Source organism: Exiguobacterium sp. BMC-KP (assembly GCF_001275385.1).
In the GTDB taxonomy this organism is placed as follows: domain Bacteria; phylum Bacillota; class Bacilli; order Exiguobacteriales; family Exiguobacteriaceae; genus Exiguobacterium_A.
Genome location: NZ_LGIW01000012.1, coordinates 212,751 through 229,540, shown reverse-complemented (window position 1 = coordinate 229,540; position 16,790 = coordinate 212,751). Strand labels below are relative to the sequence as shown.

17 protein-coding genes are annotated in these 16,790 nt (G+C 47.0%); 10 read left to right on the top strand and 7 right to left on the bottom strand.

Features of this window, described 5'->3' with window-relative positions:
* Window positions 1–18 precede the first annotated feature (18 nt).
* Entirely contained in the window at window positions 19–585 is a 567-nt protein-coding gene (locus ADM98_RS02680; protein WP_053452147.1) for a GNAT family N-acetyltransferase, read from the bottom strand.
* Between the two features lie 102 nt (window positions 586–687).
* Window positions 688–1,305: a YitT family protein gene (locus ADM98_RS02675; RefSeq protein WP_053452146.1), complete on the bottom strand. Its 618-nt coding sequence runs from the start codon at window positions 1,303–1,305 to the stop codon at window positions 688–690.
* A 411-nt stretch (window positions 1,306–1,716) separates the two neighbouring features.
* Between ADM98_RS02675 and ADM98_RS02670 the strand changes: the two genes are divergently transcribed.
* Entirely contained in the window at window positions 1,717–3,066 is a 1,350-nt protein-coding gene (locus ADM98_RS02670; RefSeq protein ID WP_053452145.1) for an FAD-dependent oxidoreductase, read from the top strand.
* A gap of 59 nt (window positions 3,067–3,125) precedes the next feature.
* Here ADM98_RS02670 and ADM98_RS02665 read toward each other — a convergent pair whose 3' ends face one another.
* The gene (locus ADM98_RS02665) at window positions 3,126–3,587 is read right to left on the bottom strand and encodes a VOC family protein (RefSeq protein ID WP_053452144.1); all 462 of its coding nucleotides are present in this window, start codon (window positions 3,585–3,587) and stop codon (window positions 3,126–3,128) included.
* Between the two features lie 131 nt (window positions 3,588–3,718).
* Between ADM98_RS02665 and ADM98_RS02660 the strand changes: the two genes are divergently transcribed.
* The 8 genes from ADM98_RS02660 (at window position 3,719) to ADM98_RS02625 (ending at window position 11,588) form a co-directional block, all read left to right on the top strand.
* Entirely contained in the window at window positions 3,719–4,603 is an 885-nt protein-coding gene (locus ADM98_RS02660) for an SDR family oxidoreductase (protein ID WP_053452143.1), read from the top strand.
* Between the two features lie 121 nt (window positions 4,604–4,724).
* Window positions 4,725–5,276 (top strand): maltose acetyltransferase domain-containing protein, encoded by a 552-nt coding sequence (locus tag ADM98_RS02655; RefSeq protein WP_053452142.1) that lies wholly within the window; start codon window positions 4,725–4,727, stop codon window positions 5,274–5,276.
* Between the two features lie 97 nt (window positions 5,277–5,373).
* On the top strand, window positions 5,374–6,258 hold the full coding sequence (locus ADM98_RS02650) for a hypothetical protein (protein WP_053452141.1): 885 nt from the start codon (window positions 5,374–5,376) through the stop codon (window positions 6,256–6,258).
* 19 nt (window positions 6,259–6,277) lie between these two features.
* Window positions 6,278–6,961, top strand: coding sequence for a response regulator transcription factor (locus ADM98_RS02645; RefSeq protein WP_053452140.1), 684 nt, complete (start codon window positions 6,278–6,280; stop codon window positions 6,959–6,961).
* Window positions 6,958–8,229 carry a sensor histidine kinase gene (locus ADM98_RS02640; protein WP_053452139.1) on the top strand — a complete coding sequence of 424 codons (1,272 nt, stop codon included), beginning with the start codon at window positions 6,958–6,960 and terminating at the stop codon, window positions 8,227–8,229. The genes ADM98_RS02645 and ADM98_RS02640 overlap by 4 nt, the downstream gene beginning before the upstream one ends.
* Before the next feature lie 66 nt (window positions 8,230–8,295).
* Window positions 8,296–9,375: a site-2 protease family protein gene (locus tag ADM98_RS02635; RefSeq protein ID WP_053452138.1), complete on the top strand. Its 1,080-nt coding sequence runs from the start codon at window positions 8,296–8,298 to the stop codon at window positions 9,373–9,375.
* A gap of 149 nt (window positions 9,376–9,524) precedes the next feature.
* On the top strand, window positions 9,525–10,913 hold the full coding sequence (locus tag ADM98_RS02630; RefSeq protein ID WP_053452137.1) for an MATE family efflux transporter: 1,389 nt from the start codon (window positions 9,525–9,527) through the stop codon (window positions 10,911–10,913).
* A gap of 108 nt (window positions 10,914–11,021) precedes the next feature.
* A complete protein-coding gene (locus tag ADM98_RS02625; RefSeq protein WP_053452136.1) occupies window positions 11,022–11,588 on the top strand; it encodes a 3'-5' exonuclease in 567 nt (188 codons plus the stop codon).
* A gap of 53 nt (window positions 11,589–11,641) precedes the next feature.
* Here ADM98_RS02625 and ADM98_RS02620 read toward each other — a convergent pair whose 3' ends face one another.
* From ADM98_RS02620 to ADM98_RS02610, 3 genes are all read right to left on the bottom strand, one after another.
* Window positions 11,642–12,757 (bottom strand): NADH-dependent flavin oxidoreductase, encoded by a 1,116-nt coding sequence (locus tag ADM98_RS02620; protein ID WP_053452135.1) that lies wholly within the window; start codon window positions 12,755–12,757, stop codon window positions 11,642–11,644.
* A 92-nt stretch (window positions 12,758–12,849) separates the two neighbouring features.
* Window positions 12,850–14,940: an MMPL family transporter gene (locus ADM98_RS02615; protein ID WP_053452134.1), complete on the bottom strand. Its 2,091-nt coding sequence runs from the start codon at window positions 14,938–14,940 to the stop codon at window positions 12,850–12,852.
* Between the two features lie 70 nt (window positions 14,941–15,010).
* Window positions 15,011–15,805 (bottom strand): hypothetical protein, encoded by a 795-nt coding sequence (locus tag ADM98_RS02610; protein ID WP_082318480.1) that lies wholly within the window; start codon window positions 15,803–15,805, stop codon window positions 15,011–15,013.
* Window positions 15,806–15,920: 115 nt separating this feature from the next.
* Between ADM98_RS02610 and ADM98_RS17095 the strand changes: the two genes are divergently transcribed.
* On the top strand, window positions 15,921–16,094 hold the full coding sequence (locus ADM98_RS17095; RefSeq protein ID WP_082318479.1) for a YycC family protein: 174 nt from the start codon (window positions 15,921–15,923) through the stop codon (window positions 16,092–16,094).
* Window positions 16,095–16,140: 46 nt separating this feature from the next.
* Here the strand turns inward: ADM98_RS17095 and ADM98_RS02605 are convergent, their stop codons facing one another.
* Entirely contained in the window at window positions 16,141–16,623 is a 483-nt protein-coding gene (locus ADM98_RS02605) for a site-2 protease family protein (protein ID WP_053452132.1), read from the bottom strand.
* Between the last annotated feature and the right edge of the window lie 167 nt (window positions 16,624–16,790).

Here is a 16,790-nt window from a genome sequence, read left to right as displayed (position 1 = left end):
GAAATCGACATGGTTCTTTTATTGCTGCGTATCATAACGACGTTCCATATAATCAAAGGTGCCACCGCTGATTTCGATTGTTCGTACCGGTTTAAAGCCGAGACGCCGATACAGTCGCTGTGCTCCTCCGTTCGTTTGATCAGCGTTTAAGGTGAATGCTTGTAGTCCTCGTTTTTCGCCTTCTTCCGCTGCTGCCTGCAACAGTTCCGTTCCAATTCCTTTGCCACCATGACGCGCGTCAACAGATAGTGTATCTAGGTAATAGACGGGTCCCTCCGTCTCGACGTCGATCTGGGCATCTTGCCCTGTCCACTGTTTCAATTGTTTTTTAATTGGTTCGTCGAGTTGTTTCGCATCTGTCCCTGCATAAGCGATCACGATGCCCGCTACTTCACCCTCGATGACTTTGACGAGGATGTTCTCATGACTAAGCCGGTTTCCGGTTTGGGAAACGAAATAGGCGAGTCGTTCTAGAATCTCTTCTTTTTCCGTCGCCCCTGTCAGCGTCTCAGCGATTTCATGAATCGCTTGTTCAATTAAGGGAGCAATCTGTTTTGCTTCTGAAGCATCTGCTTGTCGAATCATCTCGTTATTCTCCTTTGAACTTATTTTCTAATCAATGAACCTGAAAAATCGGACTCGACGAAGTCGAATCCGATACGTAATTTTTTTGGACTTCCATTCATTTCACTGCGTGACTTTTGGTACGACTGGCGCCGGTACGATGACAGGCTCCCGTGTCATGACAGCAACGACACGACCGGCAATCGCTACGGCCAGTAACGTGTACAACGTCAAGCTAAGTGGCAGATAAACAAGTGAAATGACTAACACGATGGCATCGAGTCCGAACAAAATCGTTCCGATCGATAGACCTGTCAGTTTACTAAGTCCCATCGATAGCAGATCATCTCCACCTGTCGCCGCTCCACTTTTCAAAACAAGTCCGAGACCATACCCGGTCACGATTCCGCTAGCGATGGCTGCGATGAGTGTCGCTGGCCAAGCTTGTTCTGGAAAGTGGAACAAATCGAGTCGATGCCACATCTCGTAAAAGAGTGATAATGCACCTGCTGAAAGTAGCGCTTCGCTGACAAAGCGTTTGCCTTTGAAGTACAAGGCACCGATGAAAAATGGAATATCGAGCACGATCATTGAGATCGAAGGATTGATATCAAAAAAGTATCGACCAAGCAACGATAATCCAATAAAGCCGCCTTCTGCTAATCCGAACTGTTCATTCAATGTGTAGTAACCGAACGCCATGATCAGCGTTCCGGTTAAGATGGTTGCGATTCGTTTCATGTTTTATTGTCCTCTCCCGTTTACATCGTGGGAGAGGTTTTATACGTCCCGTTTGGGTATTCATCTATTTTCGCTCTCCCTGATTTTTATAAGCCATTACCGTCTTGTTCGTCTTGACCGGTACTGCTAAAAATCAGGTAAGCTAAATAGATGATTGGTCCTCTCGGTATCCATCGGTTTCCACCCCTTCATTAAAAATCTACTTTCATTATAACCCGAATTTCAGTAACTAAAACAGTTTTACGCATTCTTCACATAATCCAAACACTTTTGCTCACTCATTCACAATTTAGACAAGATTATGCTCAATGTTGAACAAACTACTTGAAAGTGAACTTGTGAAGGATTACACTAAGTATATCAAATGAATGTGATTTATATCACAAACAAAACAAAAAGGAGACTTTACCCATGAAAGTAGCAGTCATCGGATGTACACACGCAGGAACAGCAGCAGTCAAAGAACTCGCTTCACAACAAGATGTCGAGATCACCGTTTATGAGCGGAATGACAATGTATCGTTTCTCTCTTGTGGGATCGCACTTCACGTCGGTGGTGTCGTCAAACACGCGGAATCGCTATTCTACTCGTCACCAAGTGAACTTGCTGAACTTGGAGCTGAGATGCGTCTAAAACATGATGTACTTGAAATCGATAGTGAACGTCAAACGATCGTTGCGAAAAACCTCATGACTGGTGAAGTCGTTCACGATACGTACGATAAACTCATTATGACGACTGGATCTTGGCCAATCATTCCAATGCTTCCTGGCATTGAGTTGAATCAAATCGAGCTCTGTAAAAACTATCATCACGCCCAAACGATCATAGAAAAAGCAACAGATGCAGAGCGCATCACAGTCGTTGGTGCAGGCTATATCGGTGCTGAACTCGTCGAAGCGTTTGAAGCCTACGGAAAAGATGTCACGTTCATCGATAGTGCGGATCGCATTCTCAACAAATACCTCGATCGCTCGTTCACTGACGTCATTGAACACGAATTGACAGATCGCGGCATTCGTCTCGAACTTGGACAAACCGTCCAAAGCTTCAAAGGAGAAAACGGTGCTGTCACACACGTCGTCACAGACAAAGGAACGTTCGAAACGGACCTCGTCATTCTTTGTGTCGGTTTCCGTCCAAGTACGGAACTCCTAAAAGGACAGGTTGATATGCTGGCGAACGGCGCGATCATCGTTGACGATTATATGCGGACGAGCAACCCGAACATCTTTGCTGCTGGTGACAGCTGTGCTGTCTATTACAACCCAGCTCGGACACATGCCTATATTCCACTCGCAACGAATGCTGTCCGGATGGGTACGCTCATAGGAAAAAACTTACGCGCTCCAAAGATTCGTTATCAAGGAACACAAGGCACATCAGGTCTTCGCTTATATGACTTAAACATCGCGTCGACTGGTTTGACAGAAGAAGCAGCACCGTTGTTCGGACTTGAAGTGAGCAGCGCGACAGTTACGGATGCGTATCGCCCAGAGTTCATGCCAACAGCAGAAGACGTCCAATTGAAACTCGTCTTTGAGATAGCAACACATCGTGTCGTCGGTGCACAAATCATCTCTAAAGTTGATTTGACACAGGCGATGAATACACTGTCTGTCGCGATTCAAAATGACATGACACTTGAAGAACTCGCTTTCGTCGATTTCTTCTTCCAACCGCACTACAACAAACCGTGGAACTTACTGAACCAAGCAGCTCTGCAAGCAATGAACGAGCAACAACCAGCTCGCGTCTAAATGCATCAGATAATGAAAACAAGCAACGGATCCCGTTGCTTGTTTTCGTGTATTCTCGTTCATTTTTCGTATACTTCTTGCCAGTCATGATACGGCATCGTGCCATTCACTGTTTCCATATCAAAGCGTAACGGTGCAATCAATTCGAGCGAATTACCATCCGGATCCTCGAAGTATATTGCCGCGTGCGCATGTGGATGATTATCGAGAACGAGCGGTTGATCGGCGGCTGCTACACCAAATGCAGATCGAACGGCAATTCCTCTCTCCTTTAACCAATCCTGTGCTTTATCGATATTTTCTTGCTCCATCCGAAACGCAATATGTCGAATCGACGGATGATACGGTAACTCGACTTGACCAGCTTTCCATAAACCTAACCAACTCTTACCGTGCTCGATCCAAAAGAAAGCGACACGTTCATTTTGGAAAGCACATGCAAGACCCAATTTTTCGTAAAAGATAATCGATCGTTCGAGCTCCTTGACCGGTAAATGGGCTTCATACAGTCCAGCAATCATCTTCTTCACACTCCTCTTTTTCTAGTGTAAACCATCAATTTCCAAATTTACTACCATCAGAAACGTTTAATCCGACTTGTTGAGGGAACATACATCCTATACCAAAACCAACTTTCAGGAGGAATGTTTACATGGCTGCATCGAAAAATCCGTTAACACAATACTTTAATGACGATTTCCCAAAACAATATCAGGACGCGCCAGCGGTTCAAGCAAAAATGGAACCTGTTCCCGATTGTGGAGAAGAGAGCTATAAAGGCTCAGGCAAATTGATCGGTAAAAAAGCACTGATTACGGGTGGCGACTCCGGCATCGGCCGAGCAGCAGCGATCGCCTATGCTCGTGAAGGTGCTGATATCGTGCTCAATTACTTACCAGAAGAACAACAGGATGCAGAAGAGGTGAAAGCACTCGTTGAAGCAGCGGGACAAAAAGCCTACCTCTTGCCTGGTGACCTAAGTGATGAAGCGTTCTGTCAGCAACTCATTAAAGAAGCACACGAATCACTCGGTGGAATCGATATTTTGGCACTTGTCGCTGGTAAACAACAAGCTGTCGAAGACATTCTCGATCTTTCGACGGAGCAATTACGCAAAACATATGAAATCAATGTCTTTTCCCTCTTCTGGGTCGTTAAAGCAGCCTTGCCACTCTTGAAGGAAGGAGCTTCAATCATCACGACGACATCCGTTCAAGGATACAACCCAAGTGCGAACCTCTTGGATTATGCTTCGACGAAGTTCGCCATCAACGGGTTCACGCGTGGACTTGCAAAACAAGTCGCACCTAAAGGAATCCGTGTCAATTCCGTCGCACCTGGTCCGATTTGGACACCGCTTCAAATTTCAGGTGGTCAACCAAGCGAGAATATTCCAGAGTTCGGACAGGAAACACCATTGAAACGCAGTGGTCAACCGGTCGAACTGTCAGATGTGTACGTCTTCCTCGCTTCAGACGCTGCGAGCTATGTCACGGCACAAATTTACGGTGTCACTGGCGGTATTGAATTAGCATAAAGATTGAATTTCGACAGGGTAGCTTCGGCTATCCTGTTTTCGTATGCAAGACGGGATATCAGTTGCATCACGGAAGACCATTTAGTCTAATGAAAGTAATAACGATGAAGGAGTGAGTCAGATGACTGAAAAAGAAAAGATGATTCAAGGAGAACTCTACTTAGCACAAGATCCAGAACTCGTGGCCGACCGCATCCGGGCACAGTCACTCTGTCATGAGTTTAATCAATTAAGCGTTCATGATGGTGCTAAACGAAAGGCACTTCTCAAGCAGTTATTCCGAACAGAGCAAGCTGACTTTTACATCGAACCGACCTTCAAATGTGACTATGGCTATAACATCACGTTAGGTGCTCGTTTTTATGCCAACTACGACTGTGTCTTCCTCGATATTTGTCCGATTACAATCGGCGACAATTGCATGCTCGCTCCAGGAGTACATATCTATACAGCGACTCACCCGCTCGATCCTGTCGAGCGCAACAGTGGTTATGAATTCGGAAAACCAGTCGTCATCGGTAATAACGTCTGGATTGGCGGACGTGCCGTCATCAATCCTGGTGTGACGATTGGAGATAATGCTGTCATTGCCTCAGGCAGTGTCGTCGTCAAAGATGTACCAGCAAACAGTGTCGTCGGTGGAAATCCAGCCCGAATCATCAAGACGATCTAATTCTCATCAAATTCTAATCTATTCCTCAGCTTCCTTTCACGTGGTCTGGTTATTCTATGTATAAGAACAACAGCCACTACTAAAGGAGGAAATCATCATGACTGAAAAACGAACAGATAAAGGGAATAAACGCTTTAAAAAAGGAATCGCAACACTTGCCGTAACGGGTACTGTCTTAACAGGGGCCGGTGCATTCCTACTCTTCACAGGTCCGGGACACTCGCTCGTCAATTCAACGGTCACCACTTCACAGCAGGCAGAGCAAAAAGTCGAAGCCGCTTCGCGCCAAGTCGAGCAAAAACTTCCAGCTTCGATGCGTGACGACCAGGAAATCGAAGGCACATTGCAGAAACAATCGGATCGTTCGCTTACAATCGACGTCAATGGTGACTCTCAGACGTTTGACTTTGCTTCATCAGTCGAACGTGAAGCCGTTCAAGAAGGTGATTGGGTCAAAATCGATTTGAATGCAAGTCAGCAAATCACGGAACTTGAGCGAGAAGATCAAGATGATCGCACTGATCGAGATGACGATGGCAATCGCTCAGATGATTCATCAGATGACGCGAGCGAACGATACGGTGTTCTTCATGCCATCTCTCAAAGTGAATTGACACTCGAACAAGATGGACAGGAAACCGTCTACGCGATAGCTGATCGTGCGGAACGTGATGCTGCTAAATCTGGAGATATCGTGAAAATCGAATTGAATGTTGACGGTCAAGTCCGTGAAATTGACCGGGAAGATGACGACGAGGATCGTAATGCTACACGTGACGAAGACCGTGACGATTTACGGGAGCAAGAAGTCCGAGGTACGCTCGCTAAGATTACGAACCAAGAGATCGTCATCGAACAGAACGGTGCGCAAAAATCATACTCTCGTGCATCGAACATGGAACAAGATGATGACATCCGAGTTGGCGGTTCCGTTAAACTAGAATTGAACGCGTCAGACGAAGTGACAGAAATCGATGAATGATCATTAAAGGAGGATGTTTATGCCAACCACCATCTTAATCGTTGAGGACGATGCAAAAATCGCACGCCTCCTTGAACTCGAACTCCAATATGCCGGGTACGCGACACGTGTCGCCCCCAACGGAAAAGATGGTCTCGCTGCCGCTGAGCATTCGGTTGATCTCGTCTTACTCGACGTAATGATGCCGGAGCTAAGCGGCTTCGAGGTGTTGCGCAGGCTCCGTGGAAAGGACATTCACGTCCCCGTCATTATGCTAACAGCACGGGGGGAAGTCTACGATAAGGTCGCGGGACTCGATCTCGGTGCGAATGATTATGTGACGAAACCGTTCGAGATGGAAGAGCTACTTGCTCGAATCCGTGCGTTACTACGAACTCCGACTTCAGCTGCCAACTTATCACGCACGTTACAGTTCGCTGACCTTGTACTCGATCTTGATCGACATGAAGCATTTCGAAACGAACTGCGACTCGATTTGACACCACGTGAGTTCGAACTCCTGACGTATTTACTAGAAAACAAAGAACATGTCCTGACACGCGAACAAATCTTAAATCGCGTCTGGGGGTACGATTATTTTGGCGAAACGAATATCGTCGACGTCTACATCCGGTATCTTCGCAAAAAAGTCGATGCCCACCCTCCTGCTCTCATCCAGACCGTTCGTGGTGTCGGTTATGTGCTACGGGAGGCGAACCCATGAAGCTTCGAACGAAACTCGCCTTATCCGTCACTTCTTTTACAACACTGTTATTAGTCCTCTCCTTCGTTGTCGTCACCCTTGTCGTGCGTAATCATCTGATTGAATCCCGTTATACCCAACTTGAACAGGCAGAGGAATTGATGGAGGACGACTCGTCGGTCCGGGCATTACTGACGCTTCACGAAGACGCCGTCGTTTTATCGAACAAAGATGGACGATGGGTCATTTCTAATGATGAAGATGACGATGATTCGTCTACCGTTAATGGGGATGTCCGTGCAAGTGATCTCCCCGGTATTCCGCGTTCGAACGATCCGTTCAAGTCTGGCGATTGGTTCGGAATCGTTTACCAGGATCAAGCTTATTTGTTCGAAGATGAGAGCGTCGATGATACGGTGTCGACACTCATCTTGACCTTCACCATCGTATTGGTCGTCGGAATCCTCATTGCCTTCATCAGTAGCTTCTGGATTGCGTATCAGACGCTCCGACCGCTCCGGCAATTGAATGATACGATGCAACGAATTTCTTCTTCCGGTACGCTCGAGACGGTGCAGACAGAACGCGACGATGAAATCGGTCGCCTCGGACGTGTCTTCAATCAGATGATCGGACGTGTTGATCAGACAATGGAACAGCAACGCCAATTCGTCGCAGATGTCTCGCATGAGATGAAGACACCGCTGACCGTCATTGAAGGATATGCTCAATTGTTGAAACGATGGGGCAAAACAAAGCCGGATGTACTCGATGAATCGATTGAACACATCTTACAAGAAACGCATGCGATGCGGACGACACTCATTGAGCCAATGCTTGAACTATCTCGTCTCGGTTATGAGGAAACATCTGTCGAAGAAATTGACTTAGCCGAGCTTGGGAGCGAACTCGCTGACCGGATGTATCACGCGACAGGAACAATCATTCCCGTCGATGCATCTGGGATGATTCGGGCGAACCGCGAAGCCGTGTTACGTATCTTGACGATTTATATCGACAACGCACTGAAGTATGCTACTTCCCCAGAGTTACATCTGCGTCAAGAACGACTCGCTGTTCTCGACCGCGGGACGTCTCTGACTGATGAGGAACGCGCCCGATTGTTCGATCGTTTTTACCGGCTCGATACAGCACGCGATCGTTCAGGAAGCGGACTCGGATTGTCGATTGCTGCTGCGTTAGCGACGACCCACCATTTTCAAGTTGGGAGTGAAGCCCGTCAGCCAGACGGGAGTTGTTTCTATCTGGTTCCAGAACAGTCGAGATGAAACTTTTTCTTCATTTATGTCGTACACTTAAGAAGAACGTCATATGATGAAAGAAGGAAACTCACGATGGCTAAAAAACGTTGGGGTGGACTTGCTGTTGCAGGCGCCTTTCTCTTATCGAAGGGAAAAGTCATCCTTGCCTTACTGAAATTTTCAAAGTTTGGAGGCACTCTGATTTCTTTTGGAGTTTCTCTGCTCTTTTACGCTCAAGTATTCGGTGTCTGGTTTGGTGTCGGATTGCTTTATCTCTTATTCATTCACGAGATGGGACATTTACTTGCTGCTAAACGACTTGGTTTTAAAACGGGACCAGCCATCTTCGTTCCCTTCATGGGTGCCGTGATCGGGATTAAGGATACGTTCCGGACGCCAAAACAAGAAGCAATCCTCGCTTACGGTGGACCACTTGCTGGTCTCTTGTCCTTGATTCCCCTTGCGATTGGATACGCCGTGACCGGAAATGACTTTTGGCTCGTCATCTTCCATCTCGGAGCCTTGTTGAATCTCTTTAACCTACTCCCAGTCAGTCCGCTTGACGGCGGACGGATTCTTGCAGGACTTCCGATCATCGTCTGGGTCGCCGGTCTTGCTGCTCTGATTGCTTACGGCATCACGAACTTCAGTCTGATTCTGCTCTTGATTGCTTTCTTCGGTGGAAGTGCTGTTTGGAAACGCTACAAGTTTGCAAAGCAATATGAGGAAAACCAATCGAGCTTAATGTTATACCGTGCTGCACGTGAACGCGTTTTACGAGCAAAGGCAGAGCAAGAACGTGCAGACGCTGAAGTGGCACTTGCTCCAGAACTAGAAGGTGAGGAAGAACAACCAATCGAGAGTACGTACGACCCAATCGCTTGGTCACTTCGTCTCGATTTACAAGATTTGCGACAAGCGAGTCCGGAAGATGCGCGTCAGGAAGCGGACGATCTGTTACGGTATCAATATGATGCCGCAAATGATTACGATGCGTTGTTGCGACGAATCGATCAACGGATTGAACCACTCCGCCTCGCTGAAGAGTCTGTTCAGTACCACCAGATGCCGAAAAAACAACAAACGTTCACCCTACTCGCCTACTTGGCGCTCGGTGCAATTTTATTCATCGCTTTCGAGTACTCGAAAGGGTACTTGCCCACACCATCTTAAATCTAGTTCCATCGGATGCGCTCCTTTGCGCATCCTTTTTTGTAGAACGAACACATTGACTAGAGTGATTTCTTGCATCTCGTCATAGAAGCGACTACTCTGAGTAAAACCCTACTTACCACTTGTCTAAAAAAGGAGGCTCTCCTTCCATGAATAAAAACACCGCTCGTTTGGGTGAAGCACCTATCAACCAGCTCTTGCTTAGCCTTTCTTTACCCGCGATGGTCGGGATGCTCGTCACGGCACTTTACAACATCATTGATACGATTTTTGTCGCACAAGGAATCGGTACGACCGCGGTTGCTGCTGTCGGGATCGCGTTTCCAGTTCAACTCGTATTAATGGCAATCGCTAACTCGATCGGAATCGGTGGTGCTGCCATCGCGTCACAACGGCTCGGTCAAAAACAGACGGATGGTGCCAGTCGTGCCTATGCGAACGTCTTGATGGCTGTCTTCTTCATCAGCATGCTTGCCATCATCAGTGCTTTCATCTTCGTCGAACCACTGCTTCGTCTCTTTGGAGCGACGGATGAAATCATGCCGTATAGTATCGATTTCTTACGCGTCCTGTTACTCGGATCCCCTTTCTTCATGTTGACGATGGCGTCGAGTGCGATGCTCCGCGCAGAAGGACGTGCGAATTATCAGATGCGCGTCATGCTAACGACGGTTGCAATCAACATCGTCCTGACACCACTATTCATCTTTGGTCTCGATTGGGGCATTCAAGGAGCCGCGCTCGGGACGGTCATCGCGCAAATCGTCGGTGCTCTGCTCGTTTTCCGCTTCTTTTTTACGAAACGTCGACAAACAGGATTAACGCTCGACCGGAGCGCCTTCAAACCCGATTTCCGTTTAACGTTTCGGATGATGCAAATCGGATCATCGTCATTTATCATGCAAGTATCGCAATCGATTCTATTCATCACCGTCAACCATATGCTCGTCCGGTACGGTGGTACGACAGAACTCGCGACGTTTGCGGTCATCAATAAGTTCATGGCGCTCGTCGGTATGCCAATCATGGGGATCGTGCAAGGGATGCAACCGATTGTCGGGTACAATTTTGGTTCTCGACAATTCAGTCGGATGTCGCTTGCTATCAAACTGGCGATCCGCTATGGCTTAACATTATCGATCAGCTTATGGTTACTCATTCAGCTCTTCCCTCGTTTTTGGGTCGGCTTGTTCACAGAGGAAGCGACACTTTTGCAAGAAGGTTCAAGTGCGATGCGCATCTTATTCGCTTTATCATTCGTCTATGGGATTCAAATGATCATCAATGGGATGTATCAATCGCTTGCGAAAGCAAAAGTCGCTTTATTCCTATCCTTGTCACGTCAAACGCTATATACGATTCCACTCGTCCTGATTTTGCCAGTGTTCTTCGGTGTCAACGGTGTCTGGTTCGCCTTCCCGATTGCTGACGCTATGGCTGTCTTAACAGCACTCGTCTTTGCCTATAAAGATCGGATTCTTTTGTTCAAACCAGAAGAGTACGTTGAAGAGGAACAAAAGGTCGCATCGGCAAAATGAACGTGATTTACCTGAGATCATCTGCCCTGCAGATGGTCTTTTTTAATGGACTTCTAGAATACGAACATGTATTCTGTTACTAGTGAATAATAGGAAGGAGCCTGCTTGATGTACACATTAGCGATTGACTTCGAAACGGCAAATCGGAATAGTCGAAGCATTTGTGCGTTTGGTTGGTCCGTTCTCTCGAATGGTCGCGTCACAGAGAGTAAACAGGTCTTGATCAATCCCGAAGAAAACTTCGATGCCGGAAACATCCGGGTCCATGGAATTCGTCCGAGTGACGTCTTCGATGCACCGACGTTACCTGAAGCAATGGAAGCACATGGCTTATACGATTTAATTGCAGGTGCTCAACTGGTCGTTGCCCACAATGCGTCATTTGATATGGGGGCGCTCCAAAAAGCGATTCAAAAATACGATATGTACCAGATGCCCGCTTTCACCTACGGCTGTACGGTCAAATTATCCCGCAAACTGTATCCGTGGTTGCCGAACCATCGATTGAACACGATGGCAGAATTCCTCAACGTCTCTTTTCAGCACCATGACGCGAAAGAAGATGCCTACGTCTGCGCCCTACTCTTAAACGATATGTTGGAACGAACAAATCTACAGGATCCGGTCACTTTGCATACGTTTTGTGGCGTTCGAATGGGACAGGTTGCCTATTAAACAAAAAAGCACTCTAGACACGAGATCTAGAGTGTTTTTTCATAGTTGTTCTATTATTTGCTTGTTTGTTTGATTGGGAACCAGCCTGGACGACTTGTAATGCCTGCCCATAATGCATCTGGAACGACGAGTTCGGCTTGTGCTTCTGGATCAAGTTCTGTCCGGATTGACGCAAGGTCACCCGCTTCGACTTTTTCAACCCACTTCGGTTCCATGATCAGCTCACGACCGAGAGCGATCATTGGAACGACAGCCAAACCTTGTTCGACTTCGTCCGCTGTGTGCAGCGATCCAACACCGATGACAGGTACTTGTTCGCCAACTCGCTCTTGAACGAGTGTGATTGGTGAAGTTTTTTCGTTTTCATCACGAATCGAACCTGCGAAGAAGTCCATCACCGAAACGTGCAAGTAATCGAGGTCTTTTTTCGCGAGCTCATCGACGAGACGCATCGTGTCATCGAGTGTGATTCCTGGATTTTCGATCTCTTCTGGAGAGAATCGATATCCGACGATGAATGAAGGATCTTGTTTTGCGACGGCTTCGACTGCATCTACGACTGCTAATGGGAACGCAAGACGTTTCTCTAAGCTACCGCCCCACTTATCTTCACGACGGTTTGAGTGTGGAGAGAAGAATTGTTGAATCAAGTACGTGTTCGCACCATGAATCTCAACACCATCAAATCCAGCTTCCATCGCACGACGTGTTGCTTGACCGAATGCTTCGATGATTGCTTCGACTTCTTCCGCTTCCAACGCACGTGGTGTCATTGCCCCTTCACGTACGGGTGCGACGGCACTTGCACTGACTGTTTGTCCACCAACGAGTTCTGGTGGTGCCATACGACCAGCGTGGAAAATTTGCAAAATTGCTTTTGCGCCTTTATCTTGAATCGTTTTTGCGAGTCGCTCTAGACTCGGAATGAGATCATCGCGGTGCGCGCCGAATTCATTCGGGAATCCTTGACCGTCTGCTGTGACATTCGCACATGCTGTGATGACCGCACTGACGCCACCTGAACGTTCTGCGTAGTACGCGAGTTCCGCATCCGATACTTCGCCGTTCTCTTGTGCCGCATAGTTCGTCATCGGTGCCATCAAGACGCGGTTTTTCAGCGTCACACCGTTTGGTAATGTAAATGGTTCAAACATTGCTTGAGTTGCCATGAGTGAAGTGCCTCCTCTAATTTCTTGAACTGAATATCGACAGTATACGCTCGTCTTCCTCCGAATAGCTACTGATGTGCTTACGCGATGTGTCACTTGCGGATTGCTTTACGACGACCGCCCGGCCACCACCAGTTCCAGTGACCAAATAGTTTCATCAGTGCGGGGACGAGGAGCATCCGGACGATTGTGGCATCAATAAAAATCGCAAGCGCGATACCGACGCCTAGTTGTTTGATTGGACTGACGCCCGTGAAGGCAAACGCCCCGGTGACGACAATCATGATTAAGGCAGCAGACGTAATGATCTTACTCGTCTTCGCAAGCCCCATCTCGGTCGCGTAATCGTTATCGCCCGTCTCGTCATAATATTCTTCCATTCGCGAGACGAGGAACACTTCATAATCCATCGATAAACCAAAGACGAGTGAGAAGATGAAGACCGGTGTCAAAATGCCGATCGTCTCCTGCGGAAGAACTGCGCCGGACTCGAACAAGATGACGAGTAATCCAAATGTCGCTCCTAGACTAAGCAAATTCATCAGAATCGCCTTGATTGGGATCAAGATGGACCGGAACGCAATCAGCAGGATGATGAATGTTGCCAAGACAACGACACCGACTGCTAGTGGGAGTTTCGATTCAATGGCATCATAAATTTCCTGATTGAAGGCTGCCGGCCCCCCGACAAGATAACCGTCCTTCTGCATTTTTCGCACCCAGTCTTGCGAAGCAGCATCGCCGGGATCTCCTTTTAAGTTAACGTCGATTCGTGTTTGGTCGTTCTCTGATAGAAACGGTTTTAGTGCATCGCGCCCAGCCGGAACAGCGAGTAACTGCTCGAGCGGAATCTGTTGCTGCTCCGCAATTGTTACAGCAGACACGACGGAACGCACTTCCGAATCCGATTCGAGTCGAATCGTCACGTCTTCGATTTTTTCTCGTCCCACTTCTGAGGAAGCAGCCGCATTCAAGATGAGAACAGCATCTGTTCCATCGTTCCCGAATGTTTTCTCCCACGACTCAAACGCGAGACGCGACGGATAGGATTCCGGTAAGGCCGTCGCCTGTGGGATATTCAACGTTAGATCACGAAGCGGAAGTAAACACGGTAACAGGAGCAACAGCGATAACACAGTCACAGCAACCGGACGCTTCATGACGAAACGGGCGAGGCGGCGCCAGCGATCTTCACTGCTTCCGGTTCGCTGACGAAAGAGTCGTCCTTTTTCTAACACCTTCCCGAAAACAATCAACAGTGCAGGTAAGAGTGTCAACGCGCTGACGACTGCACCGAGGACGGAAACGAGTGTCCCGATTGCAACGGCTCGGAAAACATCGACATCGATCAATAACAGTCCGGCAAGTCCGACAAATACACAAATCCCCGAAAATAAAATTGACCGTCCTGCCGTCTCAACCGAGCGGATCGCTGCCGCTCGAATACTTTGTCCGTCATGACGTTCTTCACGGAACCGATTGACGTATAACAAGGAAAAATCAATACCGAGTGCAAGCGAAATCATCGCGACTGCATTCAAGACGAAAATCGATAGTTCTTGTTGCCCGGCAACAAAGTAGAGCACACCGGCCCCAAAGACAAAGGTGACGAGTCCCATGATTAAGGGTAAAATCGCAGCGACCGGTGTACCGAAGACAAGTAATAAAACAATCAATGCCGCCGGAATACCAATCAATTCAGCTCGGATCAAATCATTTTTAGAAGCCGTATTCAAATCATCGACGACGACCGGTTCACCGGTCAGTCGAATCGTCCCGGTGTCATCCAGTTGACGCGTAACCGCGGTTGCCCATTTTGCATCAAGTGTCGGTACACCAATTGTTACATATCCCTTATCATCACGAATCGCTTGTGGATTTTCGACAGGTCCCGTCACATTACCGATACCTTGAATATCTCGAAAACGCTTGACATGTTGTACCATCGTCCGTTGTAGATCCTCTTGGTCTTCAAATAAAACGATGATTGTGTGAGGATCCTGACCAAAATCCTTATCTAATGCTGTCTCGACGCGTTGAAAGTCACCGTCACGTGTAAATCCGTTTCCTTCTAAGCGATTCGGTAATTGATACGCGAAATAACCAAGCACGACGAGTAGAATCGTCCAAACGACCAACACACCTCGAAAATACGTACTAATCAGATGACCAAGCCGTTCCATAGTGCCTCCCCTTTCTGCTCAAACGTACAAAAAACATCCTTCTTGCTAAAAAAGCGAAAAGGATGTTTCATTACGTCTTTTGAAAAATTTGAACCCACGTGTTTCCAAACGTCTCAGACGTCGAAACGATGGCAAGACGCCGCGCTTCTTCATCTAACAACACGCTTTTGAGTAAAACAGAGGAATGACATCCCTCAAACTTATATTTCAGCTGACTCTTCTCATAGAGATAAAAACGAGACGAGTCGGTGATCGAAAACAATTGGTGCCTGTGGTCAACGAGCGAGTACTCCGCATAATCAGAAAAAGGAACAATCGATTCTTGATTCGTCGCAGCATCCCAAATGACGTATCGTTCCTTGTGGTCGTCATAGGAGATAATCGTAGTAGGCGCGATGAATCGTTCGAACGTCAAACGTGTATCATATCCCCGCTCAATCAAGCGTCCGAACAACGGTGCCTCTTTATAATCAGAGTACCGCCAGTCTCCTGTTTGAACGTTCACACAGACGACATCTGTTTCTGCCGTATATAGAAAAATCTCATCGTCTTGCCAAAAGAATAAATTACTGAACCATGCTTCGGAAAAAGCAGTAGGTCGCTTGATATAATCCAAATGTCCTTGCTTTAAATCTAATAAACCAAAATAAGCTGACTCTTCAAACACGATGAACAATCGTCCACCGCCTGGTTCGATATACCAGGAGAATGGAACATACGCACATGCTGTTTCCCATAGTGGTTTTAAATCCGCATCACATTTCATAAATCCGTGGCGATCTCGAAAAAGAAGCAAATCCTCCCCGATTTGATCGAACAGTGAGACGGATTCATGGAGTAACAGCTCTGCAGCAGGTTTATACATATGCATCACTTCCTACTTCATACGGTATCAACCTTCTTGATTTCTCGCTACTATTGATGCGCTCGACTTGCACCTCCTGTTATACTAACCTCATGAAAAAAGGAGGAGGAACAAGATGAAACCTTTACAATTATCCGCTGAGACGGCTGTCGAACTTTCGAAACGTCTGAACGTGCCCCTCGAGCAATTGATGCATATGCCCCGCCATATCTTGATTCAAAAGCTCGTCGAACTAGAGCAGGAACAAGCGAAATCGGAATCTGATGCGTCTAGCGAATCGGAATCTTGAGTAAAAAGCCTCTTTTCCAAAGATGGAAAGAGGCTTCATCTTTAGTTTAAGATTGCGGATGATATTCCGACTTGCCATACCGAAAGACATTGATGATTGCCTTCCCATCACTCGGGTAACCATTTGGATGATCGATTGGAAAGAGTGAGAAAAAGACGAAATAAAATGAGAAATACGCAAATTGATACGTAAAAATTGATGCCTCGAACACACCCGCATAAATGAGAGCATTAATGACTAAGATACTCACTAAGTTCGCAATCGATCCACCCGCATAGACCAAAATATTAGCGAATTTTGTCTCCTTGCGTAGTGCCTCATACTGACACCAGCCATCCCAAAAATAGATACGGTTTAACCGAATCGGACCGACACGAAGCAGCGATTTCCCTGAACCAATATTGATTTCCATATTTCCACCGAATAATCGGGCGAAAAAGTAATGTCCCATCTCATGAATCAGTGTCACGATAGGTAAAAGTAAAAAGAACGACAAAAAGAATTTCCATAAGTCACCGAAACCGAACATACCACGTACACCCTTTCAACTCAAAAAACAACATCTTAGATACTACATATGAGTTTTCCCGAAAGATGTATCTTCAAACAGTGTTTCATCAATTTTTCGAAAGTCAATTGCATGACAGACTGCAATCAAATTGTCACTCCACATCACAAAAAAAGGACGAAGCCTCT